Source organism: Erwinia billingiae Eb661 (assembly GCF_000196615.1).
Lineage (GTDB): Bacteria > Pseudomonadota > Gammaproteobacteria > Enterobacterales > Enterobacteriaceae > Erwinia > Erwinia billingiae.
Window position 1 is genome coordinate 476,892 of the sequence record NC_014306.1, and the last position, 16,474, is coordinate 493,365.

Genomic DNA, 16,474 nt, shown 5'->3' on the forward strand with positions numbered 1-16,474 from the left:
GTGCGTCAATGTCAATGGCCGCAGGAGGATCGACGGTGAAAGCAGAAGGTGAGTCTGGGGTTATTGCCCGGGCGGCGGCGGTACTGAAAGTGCTGGAGAGTTGCCCTTCCGGGCTGAGTCTGACCCAGCTTGCGCGTCAATGCGGATTGCCCCGCACCACGGTTTACCGGCTGGTGGCCTCGCTGGAAGCGCAGCAGTTTGTGATGCAAACGGCGGAAGGCGTGACGCTGGGCCCGGCGTTGGCCCGACTGGCGGCGGCTGCGCATACCGATATTGTGGCGCTCGCCAGACCGGCGGTGGAAGCGCTGGCGCGTCGAACGCGGGAAACGGTGGATCTGGTGGTGTTTCGCGGGCTGCATGCCATTTTGGTAGAGCAATGCGTGTCGGATCAGGAGCTTCGCGTAGTGTCGCCGGTGGGCACCGCCTTCCCGGTCAATGCCACCGCGCCGGGAAAAGCGCTGCTGGCCGCGCTGCCTGACGATCAACTACAGGCTTTGCTTTCGCAGCCGCTGGAGCAGCGCACGGTCAATACGCGGGTAGGGCGGGAAGCCTTGCTGGCGGATATCGGCAGTGTCCGGCATAAGGGCATGGCCATCGATCGCGAGGAGCATGCGCTGGGCGTCAGTGCGCTGGCGGTGGTGTTAGCACTGCCCGGCAATGAACGTTATGCGCTGTCGGTGGCGGTGCCCACCCTCCGTTTCGACGAACGGCTGGAAAGTTTATTGCGCGCGTTATTACAAACTAAAGCGGAAATAGAATCACTGGCGGGAAAGTAATTTCGCGTGTCGGCTAATCTTTTTGACAGACCCGGTCAAATATCTTCACTATCGGCAGAGAGATTAATCTTGCACTATCAGCGGTACACTTCGCGAAAATAAAGGCTAGATTGATGTCCTTAATCAAAAAAATGTCCGTCCCGTTATTCATTACCGCCGCGTTATATTCTCAGTTCTCTGCGGCTGCGGTTGAAAGCTATGCGATGGATTCCGGCCACACCTCGGTCGTCGTCTCCTGGACGCACTTTGGTTTTTCGCATCCTACTGCTGATTTATCTGGCATCACCGGTAATATTGATTTTGATAATAGCAACGTGGCGAAATCAAAAGTGGACGTTTCCATTCCGGTCGACACCATTAATACTCACGTTGATGCGCTGACCACCGAATTTAAAGGTGCTGAGTATTTCGACGTGACTAAATTCCCAACCGCGACTTTCAAAAGCACCAAAGTGGTCAGCAAAGGGAAAAATAAAATGGACGTTTACGGCGACCTGACCATCAAAGATATTACCAAGCCGGTGATCCTTCACGCGGTGCTGAACAAGCAGGGTATGCATCCGATGGTGAAGAAGCAGGCGGTTGGCTTTGACGCCACCACTACCTTCAAGCGCTCTGATTTCAAGCTGGATAAATATGTGCCAGCCGTCAGCGATGACGTGAAGCTGACTATTTCTACCGAAGCTTACGCGAAATAAGCTTTTTCAGTGCGGAAGGCCTGCTTTCCGCACTGCTTATCGTCCTCCTGCGCAAATTCCCTGCCTGCGCTACTGCCAGAACTTCTTCTTACTGGTTTTGCCAATCCCCGGATTACAGCTGTTGGTCGGATCGAGCTGACGCATATGCGACTCATGTTCACAGGACGCATGATAAAGATGGCCGACGTTATGCTCCGCCGGATATTTCGCGCCACGCCGATCGAGGTATTCCAGCACATCATGTTTAAACGCCAGCGCATCCACGCCGGGTTTCAAAATATAGTCCTGATGATTCACAAAGCAGAAGAAGTGCCCACAGCACGAGTCTTCCAGCACCTGATCCTGCAACGCCTGCGGTAATTTAATTCGCCATTCCGTATCGTTCCGACGTAACGCCACGTCAAAGGCGATCAGCCGCTGGTCGGTATTAATTCCTTTATAGTCGCAATAAGAGATGGTGCAGCCGCCGACGCCGAAACGCACCAGGAAAGCATCCCGCTCTTCGCGCGCGTCGCAGGCAAAATACTGACCCGACCGATCGGAGAAGAAGGTGTCCAGCAGCCGCTGCAACTCATCCGCATGGCGGGCTTCCGCTTTGATCATCAGATGGTGCTCAAAACGCTCGCGGTAATCGAGAATGCGTGGGGCAACCCCTTTTGGCGTCACATTGTTGGCAAACTGCAGCACTTTATCGACAAAGTTAGCAGGAAGGACCTTCAGGTTTTTTACCCGTATATCCCATTTCGCCTTGTTAGCCATCAGCTGCGGCAGGGCTTCAGGACCGAAGCGGTTGATCGCCCAGTACATATGTTTGGCGTAGCGCACGGTCAGGTCAAAGGCATCGCGGTGGATATATTCCGCCTGCAGCGGCAATTCCGACAGCCCTTCCAGCAGATAACGGCGCAGGGCAACCAGCTCGGTTTCATCATTGGTGCCGATATAAAAGGTGCGGGTGCGGTCGCTGGCATCGAACGTCGACAGGCGCACCGCGAAGACCGCGATCTTGCCGGCACTGCCGGAACTGTCATGCAGGTACTGTACGTTGCCGTTGTAGCGGGTTGGCGTGTCGGCATCGACATTACGCAGGATCGCGGCGTAATCATCGGCCCAGATTTTACCTTCCCAGTCTGGCGCCGTGCCGGTGGTGAACTGCTGCGACTCCAGGTTAGCAATCATCTCTTCTGGCGTGCTGCCCAGTTCAATACCCAGATGATTAACCAGTTGCAGTGAGCCATCCGCATTGATGCGCGCGAACAGCGATTTTTCAGTGAAGGCAGGACCACGGCGGATCAGCGAGCCGCCAGAATTATTGCAGACGCCGCCGATAACCGACGCGCCAATACAGGATGAACCGATCACCGAGTGCGGCTCTTTACCGTGAGGCAGCAGCGCCTTTTCCAGTTCGGTCAGCGTACTGCCGGGGAAGGCAAGGACCTGGCGGGCCTGGTCGATTACCTGCACCCCTTTCAGCCTGCGGGTGCTGACAATCACCACCTCGCGGTCATAGTCTGCGCCATCCGGTGTTGAACCGCCGGTCACGCCGGTATTGGCCGCCTGCATCAGAATGATGGTGTCGCAGGCGACGCAGGCCTGCAGCACCTGCCAAAGCTGCATCAGCGTTTGCGGTATGGCCACCGCCAGCGCGTTGCCCCCGCCGACGCGAAAGCCTTTGGTGTAATACGCTTTGCTGTCCTCGCTGGTCAGCACCTGCTCTTTACCCAATACCTGCTCCAGTCGGGTAATGACGCCTGAATCCTTCACCATCTGAACTGCTCCTGAATGTAACCTGTCCAGCAGCGGCCGCGCTAAGGCGGCAGCCTGATTGGGCCTGAAGGTTCCATACTACAGAGCACATCGGCGAAAAACTGTGATTTCTGTGCGGCTGCTTTTTACCCATACCGCTGAATTTACAGGCAGGGACGCGGTGCCAGATAAGTGGAAACCACTTCACGAATGGCCACGCCAATCACCGTCGCGTCATCCAGCTGCTCACCTTCAATGATCTCGCCGTCATCGGTGACCAGCTGTGGCGGATTTTGCCTGACCCGTGCCCAGTTGCAGCTGCCATCCAGCTCGACCAGCACGCGGCTGCCGGCAATGGCGGGACGGTAACGGTCAATAATGCACAGCGTGCCGTTGCAGGAGGTCAGGTAGCAGTCGTGATTGGTCGGCACCAAATCCTGCAATTTACTGAACAGAAATTTGATTTCGTGGCGTGCAGGAGAGGGAAAGCTGGCCGCATGAGAAGCCAGTACCTCACCCGTAACATCATATTTAATCAACTCAGTCATACCTGCCTCTGTGTTATTCCATCGCTTTTATGGTGAAGGTCACCACGCCAAAAATCTCCAGCTTATCTTCCCCGGACAACACAATCGGTGCCCAGCGCGCGTTCATCGCGATCAGCTGCACCGTGGGCCGCAGCTGCAATTTTTTTACGGTGAACTCACCGTCGATAGCGGCGACCACGATATCGCCATGGCCCGCCGTCAACGAGTTATCCACCACCAGTAAATCGCCATCGTTGATCCCGGCATCCTTCATTGACTCGCCGCTGACCTTAATAAAGTAGGTCGAGTCTGGACGCTGGATCAGCAGGTTATTGAGATCAAGACGCTGCCCGACATCATCTCCGGCCGCAAAGGGCGTACCGCAAGGCACGCGGGAAAGAAAAAGGGGCAAATGCAGGCTTTTCCGCACTTCGGCAATCTGGAGAAGGTTCATGATGGTGACTCGCAAAATTACTGTATATAAATACAGTATTATCATTTGCGGTCAGCGATCAAGTCTGATAGCGGAGTTTTTTAGCGGAATGATGTTAATTATATGTTAAGTAAGACTAAATTTCGATTTCACCTCCTGCGCGTGTTACCGCAACCCGTCATCCCGCTGTCTTCAGGCAATGCGACCACCATGATAATCATCCGCCCTGACAATCATAAGTCTGAACAGTTAACCAAATGTAATGATATCGCATCGGAATTAACCTTTACTCCTGCGGTGGAAAAGGGACGCATTTGTTTATTTTTCGGACGAATATTATTATTAATGCGTTTTTTAATCATGAGCTTAACGAAAACTATAAGAAAAGTACTAGATAAATCGATGATAAATATCGAATATTTCATATTGCTCATCTTAAACTGACTGCTATATAGTCGCGCCGGTACACACAGGGAAAGTGTGCGTAACGCCTGCTTTCCGCGCCCATTTTTACAGGAAGAAATATGAGCAACTCTTATCAGAACGAAATTCCAAAAGCGCGAGTAAATATCAAGCTGGATGTTCATACCGGTAACGCCCAGAAAAAGATGGAGCTGCCGCTGAAGCTGCTGGTGACCGGCGATTTCAGCAACGGTCAGGAGCAGCGGGTGCTTTCTGAGCGTGAAAAGATCAACGTCAATAAAAACAACTTCGACAGCGTGCTGGCGGAGTTCTCCCCGGCACTCAACATCTCGGTAGAAAATACCCTCGCCGGCGACGGCAGCGAAGAGAACGTCAGGCTGACCTTCCGCGATATGAACGACTTCACGCCGGAGCAGGTTGCCCGCCAGATCCCGCAACTCAACGCCATGCTGGCGATGCGCAACCTGCTGCGCGATCTCAAAGCCAACCTGCTGGATAACGTCACCTTCCGCAAGGAGCTGGAAACCATCCTGAAAAACCCGGCGCTGAGTGACGAATTGCGTGGCGAACTGTCTGCGCTGGCGCCTGAAAAAGCCTGATCCCCCTTCACGGAATGATATAGAGAGAATGCTGATGTCAGTTCACAATGAAACCGCCTCTGCCGGCACCACCACCGTGCTGGATCGCCCCGTTGCGGGCGGCGTTTATGCCTCACTGTTTGAAAAAATCAATCTCAGCCCGGTCACGCACCTCAGCGACCTGAATATCTGGCAGGACAACCAGGCGATGTCCGATGCCAGCGTCAACGAACGCGTCACCGCGGCGATGAAGGTGCTGGTTGAGTGCCTGAATCAGTCAGGGTCAACGGTTGAAAAGCTCGACAAGACCCTGCTGGACCACCATATCGCCCGGCTGGACGGGCAGATCAGCCGTCAGCTCGATGCGGTAATGCACCATGACGCGTTCCAGCAGGTGGAATCCCTGTGGCGCGGCCTGAAGTCGCTGGTCGATAAAACCGACTTCCGTCAGAACGTGAAGATCGACGTGCTGGACCTGTCGAAAGCCGACCTGCTGCAGGACTTTGAAGACGCGCCGGAAATCATCCAGAGCGGGCTGTACGCACACACCTATATTGCCGAATACGACACTCCCGGCGGCGAGCCGATTGGCGCACTGATCTCCTCCTACGAGTTCGACGCCTCGGCGCAGGACGTGGCGCTGCTGCGCAATATCTCTAAAGTCGCGGCTTCCGCGCATATGCCCTTTATCGGCTCCGCCGGCCCGCAGTTCTTCCTGAAGGACAATATGGAAGACGTGGCGGCAATCAAAGATATCGGCAACTACTTCGACCGCGCCGAATACATCAAGTGGAAGGCGTTCCGCGAAACCGACGACGCGCGCTATATCGGCCTGGTGATGCCGCGCGTGCTCGGCCGCCTGCCGTACGGCCCGGACACCGTGCCGGTGCGCAGCTTTAACTACGTTGAAGAGGTGAAAGGCCCGGACCACGACAAATACCTGTGGACCAATGCCTCGTTCGCCTTTGCCGCCAACATGGTGAAAAGCTTTATCAACAACGGCTGGTGCGTGCAGATCCGCGGTCCGCAGGCCGGTGGCGCCGTCCAGGATCTGCCGATCCATCTGTACGACCTCGGCACCGGCAATCAGGTGAAAATCCCGTCTGAGGTGATGATCCCGGAAACCCGCGAGTTTGAGTTCGCTAACCTCGGCTTTATCCCGCTGTCGTATTACAAAAACCGCGACTACTCGTGCTTCTTCTCCGCCAACTCGACGCAGAAACCGGCGCTGTACGACACCGCAGACGCCACCGCCAACAGCCGCATCAACTCGCGCCTGCCATACATCTTCCTGCTGTCGCGCATTGCACACTATCTGAAGCTGATTCAGCGCGAAAACATCGGCACCACCAAGGATCGCCGCCTGCTGGAGCTGGAGCTGAACACCTGGGTGCGCGGGCTGGTCACGGAAATGACCGATCCGGGCGACGAGTTGCAGGCCTCCCACCCGCTGCGCGATGCCAAAGTGATTGTCGAAGATATCGAAGACAACCCGGGCTTCTTCCGCGTCAGGCTGTTCGCCATCCCACATTTCCAGGTGGAAGGCATGGACGTCAACCTGTCTCTAGTTTCCCAGATGCCGAAGGCGAAAGCGTAAGGCGGAGGCTGGATGAAAACGGAACAACCGCTGTGGGGTCGGGGCGTGATGGTCTCGCCACAGCATTTCCAGCAGCAGGCCGCGTATGCGGCCTGGTCCGCGGAATGTATCGCACAGATGGGGCTGAATCATCCCTGGGGTGTGATCCGTGCCGAATTCGAAGCAGACGCCCTTAAATTGGGACGTTTGCAGGCACGGCATCTGCACGTGCGCTTTCAGGACGGCACGCTGATCGACACCAATAACGTTGACGATCTGCCGCCGGTAGCGATGCCGGAAGGGCATGAGGTGATCGTGGTGCTGGCACTGCCTCTGCTGAGGGCGAACGGCGGCAACTGCCTGCAGCCTGACGACGTTGCCGAGCGTCCGGTGCGTTATCGGCAGCGCTGGCGGGATATCCGCAATCAGTTTGGTGACGATACGCGACAGATTGCGGTGATAAAACCTGAGCTGACGCTGCGTTTTGGACATCAGAACAACGGGGATTATCTGGTCTGCCCTGTAGCACGTCTGAATCAGGACAGTCAGGGCTGCTGGACGCAGGACGAGACTTATCTTCCGCCGCTACTTAGCATGCAAAGCAACCATTGGCTGCTAACCCAGCTTGAACAGCTGATGACGCAGTTGCGTGCGCGCCTCAATCGGTTGATGGCGATGCGACGTGAAAGCAACGAACGTATGGCCGATTTCGCCGTAGCCGATGTGTCGTTGTTCTGGCTGTTGAATGCGCTCAATAGTGCGGAGCCAGTGCTGGGTCAGTTCCTGCGTTTTACGCAGAGTGCGCCTGAACGTCTTTACCCAGAGCTTGCCCGTCTGGCTGGAAGCCTGCTGACCTTCTCGTTGGAGCATCAAATCAGTGCTATTCCCGTTTATCAACACTCAGATCTTAACGGCGTTTTCCCACCGTTGTTCAATCTGCTAAGCGATCTTCTGGAAGCCAGCCTGCCGTCGCGCGTGGTGTCGATTGGGCTGGAGCATGATAAACGTCTGCATCAATGGCTTGCCCGTCTGTTGGAGCCGCGCCTTCGTGAGGATGCCGATTTCTACCTTTCGGTTCGATCTCCGCTCCCGGTGGCACAGCTACAGGAACAGTTTCCCCGACAGTGCAAAGTTGGCAGCCCGGATTATGTGACCGGACTGGTCAATTCATCACAGCAGGGGATCCCGCTAAAGCCATTACGCCACGTACCCGCCGCGATCCCTCTCCGTCTGGAAAACCAGTATTTTGCCCTCGACCTGTCGCACCCGGCAGCGCGCGAAATGTTGGAAACCGGCAGCTGCATGTTTTACGTGCCGGGCATGCTCGGTGAACCTCAACTTGAACTGTTTGCGGTACTGAGAACATGAGCCATAGAAACGAGTGTGATATTGACGCGCTGCTGCAAAACAGCTGGTTGCAGGTCATCAGTCTGCGCCATGGCCCTAAGATTAAGGAGGGAGAAGGCCAGCTATTATGGCAGCGCTGCGTCTCAGAAGTAGAGAAGGTCCAGCAGGCGCTAAAAGACGCGGGCTACGATACACAACAGAGTAAGGATGTTCTCTATGCCCAATGCTCGCTGATCGATGAAGTGGTCAAAGGGCGCGGCGCACAGGATGACGCTTACGTCCAATGGCTTCACTTGCCTCTGCAGGGGCATTTCCTCGGCACGGTTGATGCCGGTGACTTGCTCTGCGACCGCATGCGCGAAGTGCTGCGCGAGCCGGCTCCGGAAGGGGTTGTTATTACCTGCTTCCAGCGGGTGATGTTGCTGGGTTTCCTCGGTGGCTACCGCTCCCTGAACGACCCGGAACGCGAAAAGCTGGTACAGGCGCTCAATGCGCAGGTTCCGCCATTCACCGGACCCCTGGCGCAGGCAGTACTTGCCGAAAGCAAAGCAGGATTTAGCTCCAGCGGCTGGTTATCCAGTTGGCCATTGCGCATTGGCTTTTCCGTGCTGTTACTGGTCGCAGTCTGGTGGGCCCTGAACCACTGGTTGAGTAGCCTGGTTTGTTCGCTGCTGCCGGGAGCGGTTAAATGAGTCCTGCACTACAACGCACGTTGGCGGTGTGGATTGTCCTGCTGATCGCGGTGCTGCTCCTGCCACTTCCTCACTGGGTTGCCGTGCTGTTGCTGACTGCCGGGCTGGCGCTGCTGATTGTCGTGATGGTGGCTTCCCGCCGTGTGGCTTTGAAGGGAACGGTATTCAGCTCGGATGACCTGCCGGATGCTGCTTATCGTCAACCGGTGGTGCTGGTTTGCGGCGACAGCCCCCAGGCCTGGCCGGAAGGAGCTGCGGTACTAACCGTGCCGCACGGTTGCTGGGTAAGGGTGGCAGAGAATCAGGCGCTTGACGTGGTAGCGCGTCAGCTACTCTCGCTGCGCCCGGAGTGGGGCCGACAGCTGTCGGTGATGGTCAGCATCTGTCCACAGCAGCAGCAGGATCACGAAGTACTCTCCAGCCGTCTGCTGGCACTGCGCTGGCAGGTTGGCCAACTGCGGCGTGAAAGCGGCTATTCACTGCCGCTGGTCCTCAATGCGCATGTGGGCAGTGCGCTGGTCAGTGAGTGCCTCTGGCAGACAAGGCTGGTGGGAGAACCCGTCAGCATGTGGCCCAACATTTCAGCTCGTTCCCCGTCTGACCGCTGGCTGGCCGCTGGCGGCAGCATGGCTCTGCAGCAGCAAGTGCTGATGAACAGCCTGACCGAGTGGTTCCGACAGGAGGTTATCGCGGTTTTAGCCGACAGCAATCCGGATATGCCATCGATTTACCCCGTATGTGTCGTCTGGGGGGTAAGCAGTTCATTTTGCACGGCACTGAAAACGTCCCTTTGGACGCGCTGGCTGCAACAGCAAACCGGGCTGGTACAAGTGGCAGGCTGGCTACCGACCGAGGATGAGGACCTGACGCAGTCATCAATGCTGCCTGAGTTTGTCATGCGGCTTTTGCCAGAAGGTCGTGGTCTGACCCCGCGGCAGCGGGCATGCCGTGCTGCGCTGTGGACGTTGGTGTTAGGGGGCATCGTTGCATTCTGCTGCAGCGCCTGGAATAACCATCGACTGCTGCAGCGCGTCACCTTTGATATTGCTCACTATGAGCGTATTGCCATGAACGATTACGTCGAGAAAGTGGCGGCGGTCAATGTGTTGCAGCGGGAGGTTGCTGAACTGGATGAGCATGCCCGTAACGGCGCTCCGATGCGGCTCGGCTTCGGCCTGTATCAGGGAGGACAGTTGCGTCTGCCGCTTCTGGATGCTATCCGCTCTTATATTCCGCCACCGGCCCCGTCGGTGGCGAAGGACACCCCTAAAATCGTGCGCCTGGACAGCCTGTCGCTCTTTGACACGGGCAAGGCGGTGCTTAAACCCGGTTCGCTGAAAATGCTGGTCACGGCACTGGTCGATATCAAAGCCCGCCCGGGCTGGCTGATTGTCGTCGCCGGACATACCGACAGCACGGGCAACGTGCTGGCCAATCAGCAACTGTCGCTGACGCGCGCCGACGCGTTGCGCGACTGGATGCTGTCGACCAGCGACGTATCGCCAACCTGCTTTGCAGTACAGGGCTTCGGGGCTTCACGCCCGATAGCCACCAACGATACCCCGGCCGGTCGCGCGTTGAACCGCCGGGTCGAAATCAGTCTGGTGCCGCAGGCAGACGCCTGCCAGGCAGCAGCAACCCGAACGTCATCACAGGATGATGACACAACAGTAAGTTCTGATAAGGAGTAACACATGGCAATTCCAGTCTATCTGTGGCTGAAAGACGACGGCGGTGCGGACATCAAAGGCTCCGTGGACGTGAAAGACCGTGAAGGCAGCATCGAAGTGGTGGCGCAGGAACACAACCTGTACATCCCGACCGACAACAACACCGGCAAGCTGACCGGGACCCGCGTGCACACGCCGTTCCTGTTCACCAAGGAAATCGACTCATCCAGCCCGTACCTCTACAAGGCGGTCACCACCGGTCAGACCCTGAAATCCGCCGAGTTCAAGTGGTACCGCATCAACGATGCCGGTCAGGAAGTGGAGTATTTCAACACCCGGCTTGAGAACGTCAAGCTGGTGAAAGTCGCGCCGCTGATGCACGACATCAAGGATGCGTCGAAAGAGAAGCACAACCACCTGGAGCGCATTGAACTGCGCTACGAAAAAATCACCTGGACCTACAAAGACGGCAACATCATTCATTCCGATTCATGGAACGAACGCACCACCGCTTAATTACCCGTCATTCTTCGCGCCGCAGGTGCGTTGGCTACGTTTGCCGGCCCGGGTCACAGAGTTATCTCTGCTCCCGGGGACCTGCTCACTTGCCGCCTTCCTGCGCCACGAATTATTTAGGGTAATGGTTTATCTGCAGGCGGTTCGCCGCCTGCTTTTTCAGTTATTTCCGTTCTGCGAACGCGCTGACCAGAAATAATTTTATCCGCAAGTGTGACCTTATGGGCCTTGGTTCCTGCTTCAGGAAATGGCTATGGGCGGTAGCGTGCCGCCATCCTACTCAGAGAGTGAAAACATGGAAAACCAGTCAGCCGTTCTTTTACGTCGTTTAAACCCGTTCTGCGCCCGCGCGCTGGAAGCGGCCGCTTCGCTGTGCCAGACCCGCGCCCACAGTGAGGTCTGCACTGAGCACCTGCTGCTTAAGCTGCTGGAGCAGGGCGAGGGCGACATCACCGTGCTGGCCCGGCGCTACGAGTGGGATATGGACGGCATCTGGCAGGCGCTGCTGGGCTGGCTGGATAACGTGCCGCGCTCGGTCCGCACCCGCCCGCAGCTCGCCGGCCCCCTGCTGGCGCTGATTAAGCAGGCCTGGCTGATTGCCTCGCTGGAAGATGACGACGCCCACATCCGCAGCCATCACCTGCTGGCGGCGCTGACGGATAAGCCGTCGCTGGTCAGCTGCGAAGGCCTGTGGCCGCTGCTGAGCCTCACGCGCGCCCAGCTGGATCGCCTGCGCCCGCTGCTGGACGCGCAGTCCGACGAGCGCCCGGAAGTGCAGCAGCAGGAGAGCCTGAGCCCGTCGCCTTCAACGCTGGGCGATGCGGATGCTCCGGCTAAAAAGGATGGCGGCAGCCCGGCCGGCGATGCGCTGAGCGAGGCGCTGCAGGCCGCGCTCGACAAATTCACCCTCGACGTCACCGCCAAAGCGCTGGCGGGAAGCATCGACCCGGTCTTTGGCCGCGACACGGAAATCCGCCAGATGGTCGACATCCTCTCGCGCCGCCGCAAGAACAACCCGATTCTGGTCGGCGAACCCGGCGTCGGCAAAACCGCGCTGGTGGAAGGGCTGGCGCTGCGTATCAGCGAGGGCAACGTGCCCGACAGCCTGAAAACCGTCAGCGTGCGTACCCTCGACCTTGGCCTGCTGCAGGCCGGCGCGGGGGTGAAGGGCGAGTTTGAGCAGCGGCTGAAGAATGTGATTGAGGCCGTGCAGCGGTCGCCGGCGCCGGTGCTGCTGTTTATCGACGAGGCGCACACCATTATCGGCGCGGGCAACCAGGCGGGCGGCGCCGACGCCGCCAACCTGCTGAAGCCGGCGCTGGCGCGCGGCGAGCTGCGCACCATCGCCGCCACCACCTGGAGCGAGTACAAGCAGTATTTCGAGAAGGATGCCGCGCTGGAGCGCCGCTTCCAGATGATAAAAGTCGACGAGCCGGACGACGAAACCGCCTGCCTGATGCTGCGCGGCCTGAAGTCGCGCTACGCGCAGCACCACGGCGTGCATATCACCGATGCCGCGGTGAAAGCGGCGGTCAGCCTGTCGCGACGCTACCTGACGGGCCGCCAACTGCCGGACAAGGCGGTGGACCTGCTGGATACCGCCGCCGCGCGGGTGCGCATGAGCCTCGACACCGTGCCGGAGGCCATCACCCTGCTGAACGCGCGGCTGACCGCGCTGGCTCTGGAAGCGCAGGCGCTGACGGACGATATCGCCGCCGGCAGCGCGCAGCATGACGAACGCCTGCGCGCCATCGCCGCCACCCGCGCCGGACTGGAAGCGCAGCGCGGGCAGCAGGAAGCGCATTTCGCCGCGCAGCAGGCGCTGGCGCAGCAGCTGATGGCCGGCCGCCAGGAACAACGGCCGCAGGCGGAGATTGCCGCGCTTCAGCAGCAGCTGGAAGCCCAGCAGCAGCAGGACGCGCTGATTCAGGTGGACGTGGATACCCGCACCGTTGCCAACGTGATTGCCGACTGGACCGGCGTGCCGCTCTCCGCACTGATGAAGGACGAGCAGACCGGCCTGCTCGGCCTGGAAGCGGAAATCGGCAGGCGCGTGGTCGGGCAGGACGTGCCGCTGAACGCCATCGCGCAACGGCTGCGCGCCGCCAAAACCGGGCTGACCGCCGAAAACGGTCCGCAGGGCGTGTTCCTGCTGGTCGGGCCGAGCGGCACCGGCAAAACCGGGAGCGCGCTGGCGCTGGCCGACGTGCTGTACGGCGGCGAAAGGTCGCTGATCACCCTCAATCTCTCCGAGTACCAGGAGCCGCACACCGTCTCGCAGCTGAAGGGTTCGCCTCCGGGCTACGTCGGTTACGGCCAGGGCGGCATCCTGACCGAAGCGGTGCGTAAGCGGCCTTACAGCGTGGTGCTGCTGGATGAGGTGGAGAAGGCGCACCGCGACGTGCTGAACCTGTTCTACCAGGTGTTTGACCGGGGCTTTATGCGCGACGGCGAAGGGCGCGAAATCGACTTTCGCAACACGGTTATCCTGATGACCTCAAACCTCGGCAGCGACGCGATTATGCAGCTGCTGGCGGAAAACCCGCAGGCCACGGAAGGGGATTTGCAGGAGCTGCTGCGCCCGACGCTGCGCGACCACTTCCAGCCCGCGCTGCTGGCCCGCTTCCAGACCGTTATCTACCGGCCGCTGGGGGCAGAGGCGATGCGCACCATCGTCGGCATGAAGCTCGACCAGATCAGCCAGCGGCTGGCGCGCCACTATGGCCTGAAAACCACCCTCGGCGACGGCCTGTCAGCGGCCCTGACCGCCGCCTGCCTGCTGCCGGACACCGGCGCGCGCAATATCGACAGCCTGCTGAATCAGCAGGTCCTGCCGGTGCTGAGCCAGCAGCTGTTGCAGCACATGGCCGTGAAACAGAAGCCGCAGCACCTGACGCTGGACTGGGATGATGAAGAAGGGATTGTTCTGGCGTTCGATACAAAAAAGGAAGGTGAAGAATGAGCATAAATCCGGTCTCTTTTTATAGCCACAGCCACCACCTGCTGGCGGTCCGCAACAGCACGTCTCAACCCGACGTGCTGGCCTTCAGGGGTGAAGAACGTCTGAGCGAGCCGTTCAGATGGCGCGTGGAGTTCACCAGCGCCGATCACGCCATCACGCGCGAGGCAATGCTAATGAAACCGGCCTCGCTGACCCTGCAGGCTCCGGTTGATCAGGGCTGGGGCATCAGGGTGCAGCAGCCGGTGCGCGTGGTGCAGGGAGTGGTGATCGGCTTTGAGCGCCTCAGTACCAGCGCCGATCAGACCCACTATACCGTCACCCTGCAACCGCGGCTGGCGCTACTGTCGCGCAGCCGTCAGAACGCCATCTATCAGGACCTGTCGGTGCCGCAGATAGTCGAGAAAATCCTGCGTGAGCGCCACGGGATGCGCGGTCAGGACTTTGTCTTCACGCTGAGCAACGAGTACCCGCGCCGCGAGCAGGTAATGCAGTACGGCGAGGACGATCTGGCGTTTATCACCCGATTGCTGGGTGAGGTAGGCATCTGGTTCCGCTTCACCACCGACACGCGCCTGCAGATCGACGTGGTTGAGTTCTATGACGGTCAGCAGGGCCATGTTAAAGGGCTGACGCTGCCTGCCGTTCCACCTTCCGGCATGCACGATGCGGCTGTCGATTCGGTGTGGGATCTTGCCAGCCGCTTTACGGTGGTGGAAAAAAGCGTCAGCGGGCGCGATTACAACTACCGCAACGCCAGCGTAGATATGAACGTGCAGGTCGATGTGACTGGCGGTGACGACACCACCTACGGTGAGTCCTATCGCTGGGCGGACAACTACCTTGCGCCGGGCGATGGTTACAGCCATAACCCGACTCCGGAGAGTGGGGCTTTCTATGCCCGCCTGCGTCACGAGCGCTACCTGAACGGCCAGACGCGGGTGGCGGCAGTCACCACTTGTCCGGCGCTGGCCCCTGGCTGCGAGCTGAAGGTCAGCGGGGAGGAGGAGGTCAGCGAGGTGTTCCGCAGCGGGGTGCTGGTCACCGCCATCGTCAGCACTGCGCGGCGCGACCGCAGCTTTGAAACCGCCTTTGACGGTATTCCGCTGAACAATCGCTACGGCTTCCGCCCGGTGTCGCAGCCGCATCCCGTGATGGCGGGTACGCTCCCGGCGCGCGTCACCAGTACCACCGTCAACGATCAATACGGCCATATCGACCGCGACGGTCGCTACCGCGTCAACATGCTGTTTGACCGTGCGGGCTGGGAAACAGGCTTTGAAAGCCTGTGGGTTCGTCAGGCGCGTCCCTATGCGGGCGACACATATGGCCTGCACCTGCCGCTGCTGGCGGGTACTGAAGTGGCCATCGCCTTCGAGCACGGCAACCCGGACCGGCCATATATTGCCGGGGTGCTACACGACTCGGCGCATGGCGACCACGTCACCATCCGCAATTACAAACGCAATGTGCTGCGCACGCCGAAGAACAACAAATTGCGCCTCGACGACACGGCGGGCCAGGAGCATATCAAGCTCAGCACCGAATACGGCGGCAAAAGTCAGCTGAATCTCGGTCACCTGGTCGACAGCGAGAAGCAGAAGCGCGGCGAAGGGTTTGAGCTGCGCAGCGACAGCTGGGGCAGCATCCGTGCAGAAAAGGGGCTACTGATAACGGCAGATGGCCAGCAAAGGGCGCAGGGCCAGCAGCTGGAGATGCAGGCAGCACTGAGCCAGTTACAGCAGGCGCTGTCGCAGGCGCAGGCGCTAAGCAGTGCGGTAGAAGAGGCCAAGGCCGAACTGGCAGATATTCAGTCACAAAAAGACCTGCTGGCAGAGAGTCTGACCGAGCTGAAAAAGTCGGCATTATTACTGAGCGCGCCGGCGGGTATTGCCCAGGCTACCCCGGCCAGCCTGCAGCTTGCGGCGGGTGAAAATATTATCAGCACCAGCGGCAAAAACACCGACTTTAGCGTAGTGAAAAACTTCACCCTGGCGGCGGGTGAAGCCATCAGTCTGTTTGCAAACAAGATGGGGATGAAACTCTTTGCCAGCCGGGGAAAAGTGGAAATCCAGGCTCAGAGTGATGAGATGACGCTGGATGCCCTTAAGGATATCCGTATCTCCAGCAGCGAAGGAAAACTGCTTATCAGTGCGAAGCAGGAAATTATCTTAACCAGCGGTGGCGGATATATTCGCATCGCGGACGGATCAATAGAGTGTGGTGCGCCAGACAACATCGTTGAGCGTGCGACGGTGTGGCAAAAGTTTGCTGGGCAAAGCTTCAACGTGGCGGCCCAGCAATGGAGTACCAGTGATTTTGCGGTAACGCCAACGGTTTTGCGCCTTTCTGACCGCTCTCCCGTGGCGAGGCAGCAGTTAAGTTTGAAAAATGCAGACGGCAGCCAGTCTGCCCTGCCAACCTCGGCATCGGGGGCGGTGGATACGCAGAACAGCGTCAGTATTGATTCTCTCAGCGCGACCCTGCCAAAAAAAAGCTAAGGGAAGGCGCCAGCCGGCGTAACGATAAAGTCAGC

The 16,474-nt window shown here is 58.7% G+C and carries 13 protein-coding genes; 10 read left to right on the forward strand and 3 right to left on the reverse strand.

The window, feature by feature from the left end; all coding sequences use genetic code 11:
• The first annotated feature begins 8 nt into the window (after positions 1–8).
• Both EBC_RS03530 and EBC_RS03535 read left to right on the forward strand, forming a co-directional pair.
• Complete coding sequence (locus EBC_RS03530) at positions 9–776, forward strand: IclR family transcriptional regulator (RefSeq protein ID WP_013200438.1); 768 nt, start codon at positions 9–11, stop codon at positions 774–776.
• A 113-nt stretch (positions 777–889) separates the two neighbouring features.
• Positions 890–1,474, forward strand: a complete 585-nt coding sequence (locus EBC_RS03535; RefSeq protein ID WP_013200439.1) for a YceI family protein — start codon at positions 890–892, stop codon at positions 1,472–1,474.
• Between the two features lie 69 nt (positions 1,475–1,543).
• On the opposite strand, the gene dld is transcribed toward EBC_RS03535, so the two are convergent.
• From dld to umuD, 3 genes are all read right to left on the reverse strand, one after another.
• Positions 1,544–3,238, reverse strand: a complete 1,695-nt coding sequence (dld, locus tag EBC_RS03540; protein WP_013200440.1) for a D-lactate dehydrogenase — start codon at positions 3,236–3,238, stop codon at positions 1,544–1,546.
• Positions 3,239–3,381: 143 nt separating this feature from the next.
• The gene (locus EBC_RS03545; protein WP_013200441.1) at positions 3,382–3,765 is read right to left on the reverse strand and encodes a hypothetical protein; all 384 of its coding nucleotides are present in this window, start codon (positions 3,763–3,765) and stop codon (positions 3,382–3,384) included.
• A gap of 13 nt (positions 3,766–3,778) precedes the next feature.
• On the reverse strand, positions 3,779–4,198 hold the full coding sequence (umuD, locus tag EBC_RS03550; RefSeq protein ID WP_013200442.1) for a translesion error-prone DNA polymerase V autoproteolytic subunit: 420 nt from the start codon (positions 4,196–4,198) through the stop codon (positions 3,779–3,781).
• A gap of 503 nt (positions 4,199–4,701) precedes the next feature.
• Between umuD and tssB the strand changes: the two genes are divergently transcribed.
• The 8 genes from tssB (at position 4,702) to EBC_RS03595 (ending at position 16,439) form a co-directional block, all read left to right on the forward strand.
• Positions 4,702–5,199, forward strand: coding sequence for a type VI secretion system contractile sheath small subunit (tssB, locus tag EBC_RS03560; protein WP_013200443.1), 498 nt, complete (start codon positions 4,702–4,704; stop codon positions 5,197–5,199).
• Positions 5,200–5,227: 28 nt separating this feature from the next.
• A complete protein-coding gene (gene tssC, locus EBC_RS03565; RefSeq protein WP_013200444.1) occupies positions 5,228–6,775 on the forward strand; it encodes a type VI secretion system contractile sheath large subunit in 1,548 nt (515 codons plus the stop codon).
• 12 nt (positions 6,776–6,787) lie between these two features.
• Positions 6,788–8,122 carry a type VI secretion system baseplate subunit TssK gene (gene tssK, locus EBC_RS03570; protein WP_013200445.1) on the forward strand — a complete coding sequence of 445 codons (1,335 nt, stop codon included), beginning with the start codon at positions 6,788–6,790 and terminating at the stop codon, positions 8,120–8,122.
• Complete coding sequence (gene tssL, locus EBC_RS03575) at positions 8,119–8,793, forward strand: type VI secretion system protein TssL, short form (RefSeq protein ID WP_013200446.1); 675 nt, start codon at positions 8,119–8,121, stop codon at positions 8,791–8,793. Before tssK ends, tssL begins: the two co-directional genes overlap by 4 nt.
• Positions 8,790–10,484 carry an OmpA family protein gene (locus EBC_RS03580; protein WP_013200447.1) on the forward strand — a complete coding sequence of 565 codons (1,695 nt, stop codon included), beginning with the start codon at positions 8,790–8,792 and terminating at the stop codon, positions 10,482–10,484. Before tssL ends, EBC_RS03580 begins: the two co-directional genes overlap by 4 nt.
• A 3-nt stretch (positions 10,485–10,487) precedes the next feature.
• Positions 10,488–10,979 (forward strand): Hcp family type VI secretion system effector, encoded by a 492-nt coding sequence (locus EBC_RS03585; RefSeq protein ID WP_013200448.1) that lies wholly within the window; start codon positions 10,488–10,490, stop codon positions 10,977–10,979.
• A 295-nt stretch (positions 10,980–11,274) separates the two neighbouring features.
• Positions 11,275–13,941: a type VI secretion system ATPase TssH gene (tssH, locus tag EBC_RS03590; RefSeq protein ID WP_013200449.1), complete on the forward strand. Its 2,667-nt coding sequence runs from the start codon at positions 11,275–11,277 to the stop codon at positions 13,939–13,941.
• The gene (locus tag EBC_RS03595) at positions 13,938–16,439 is read left to right on the forward strand and encodes a type VI secretion system Vgr family protein (protein ID WP_013200450.1); all 2,502 of its coding nucleotides are present in this window, start codon (positions 13,938–13,940) and stop codon (positions 16,437–16,439) included. Before tssH ends, EBC_RS03595 begins: the two co-directional genes overlap by 4 nt.
• Positions 16,440–16,474: the final 35 nt, after the last annotated feature.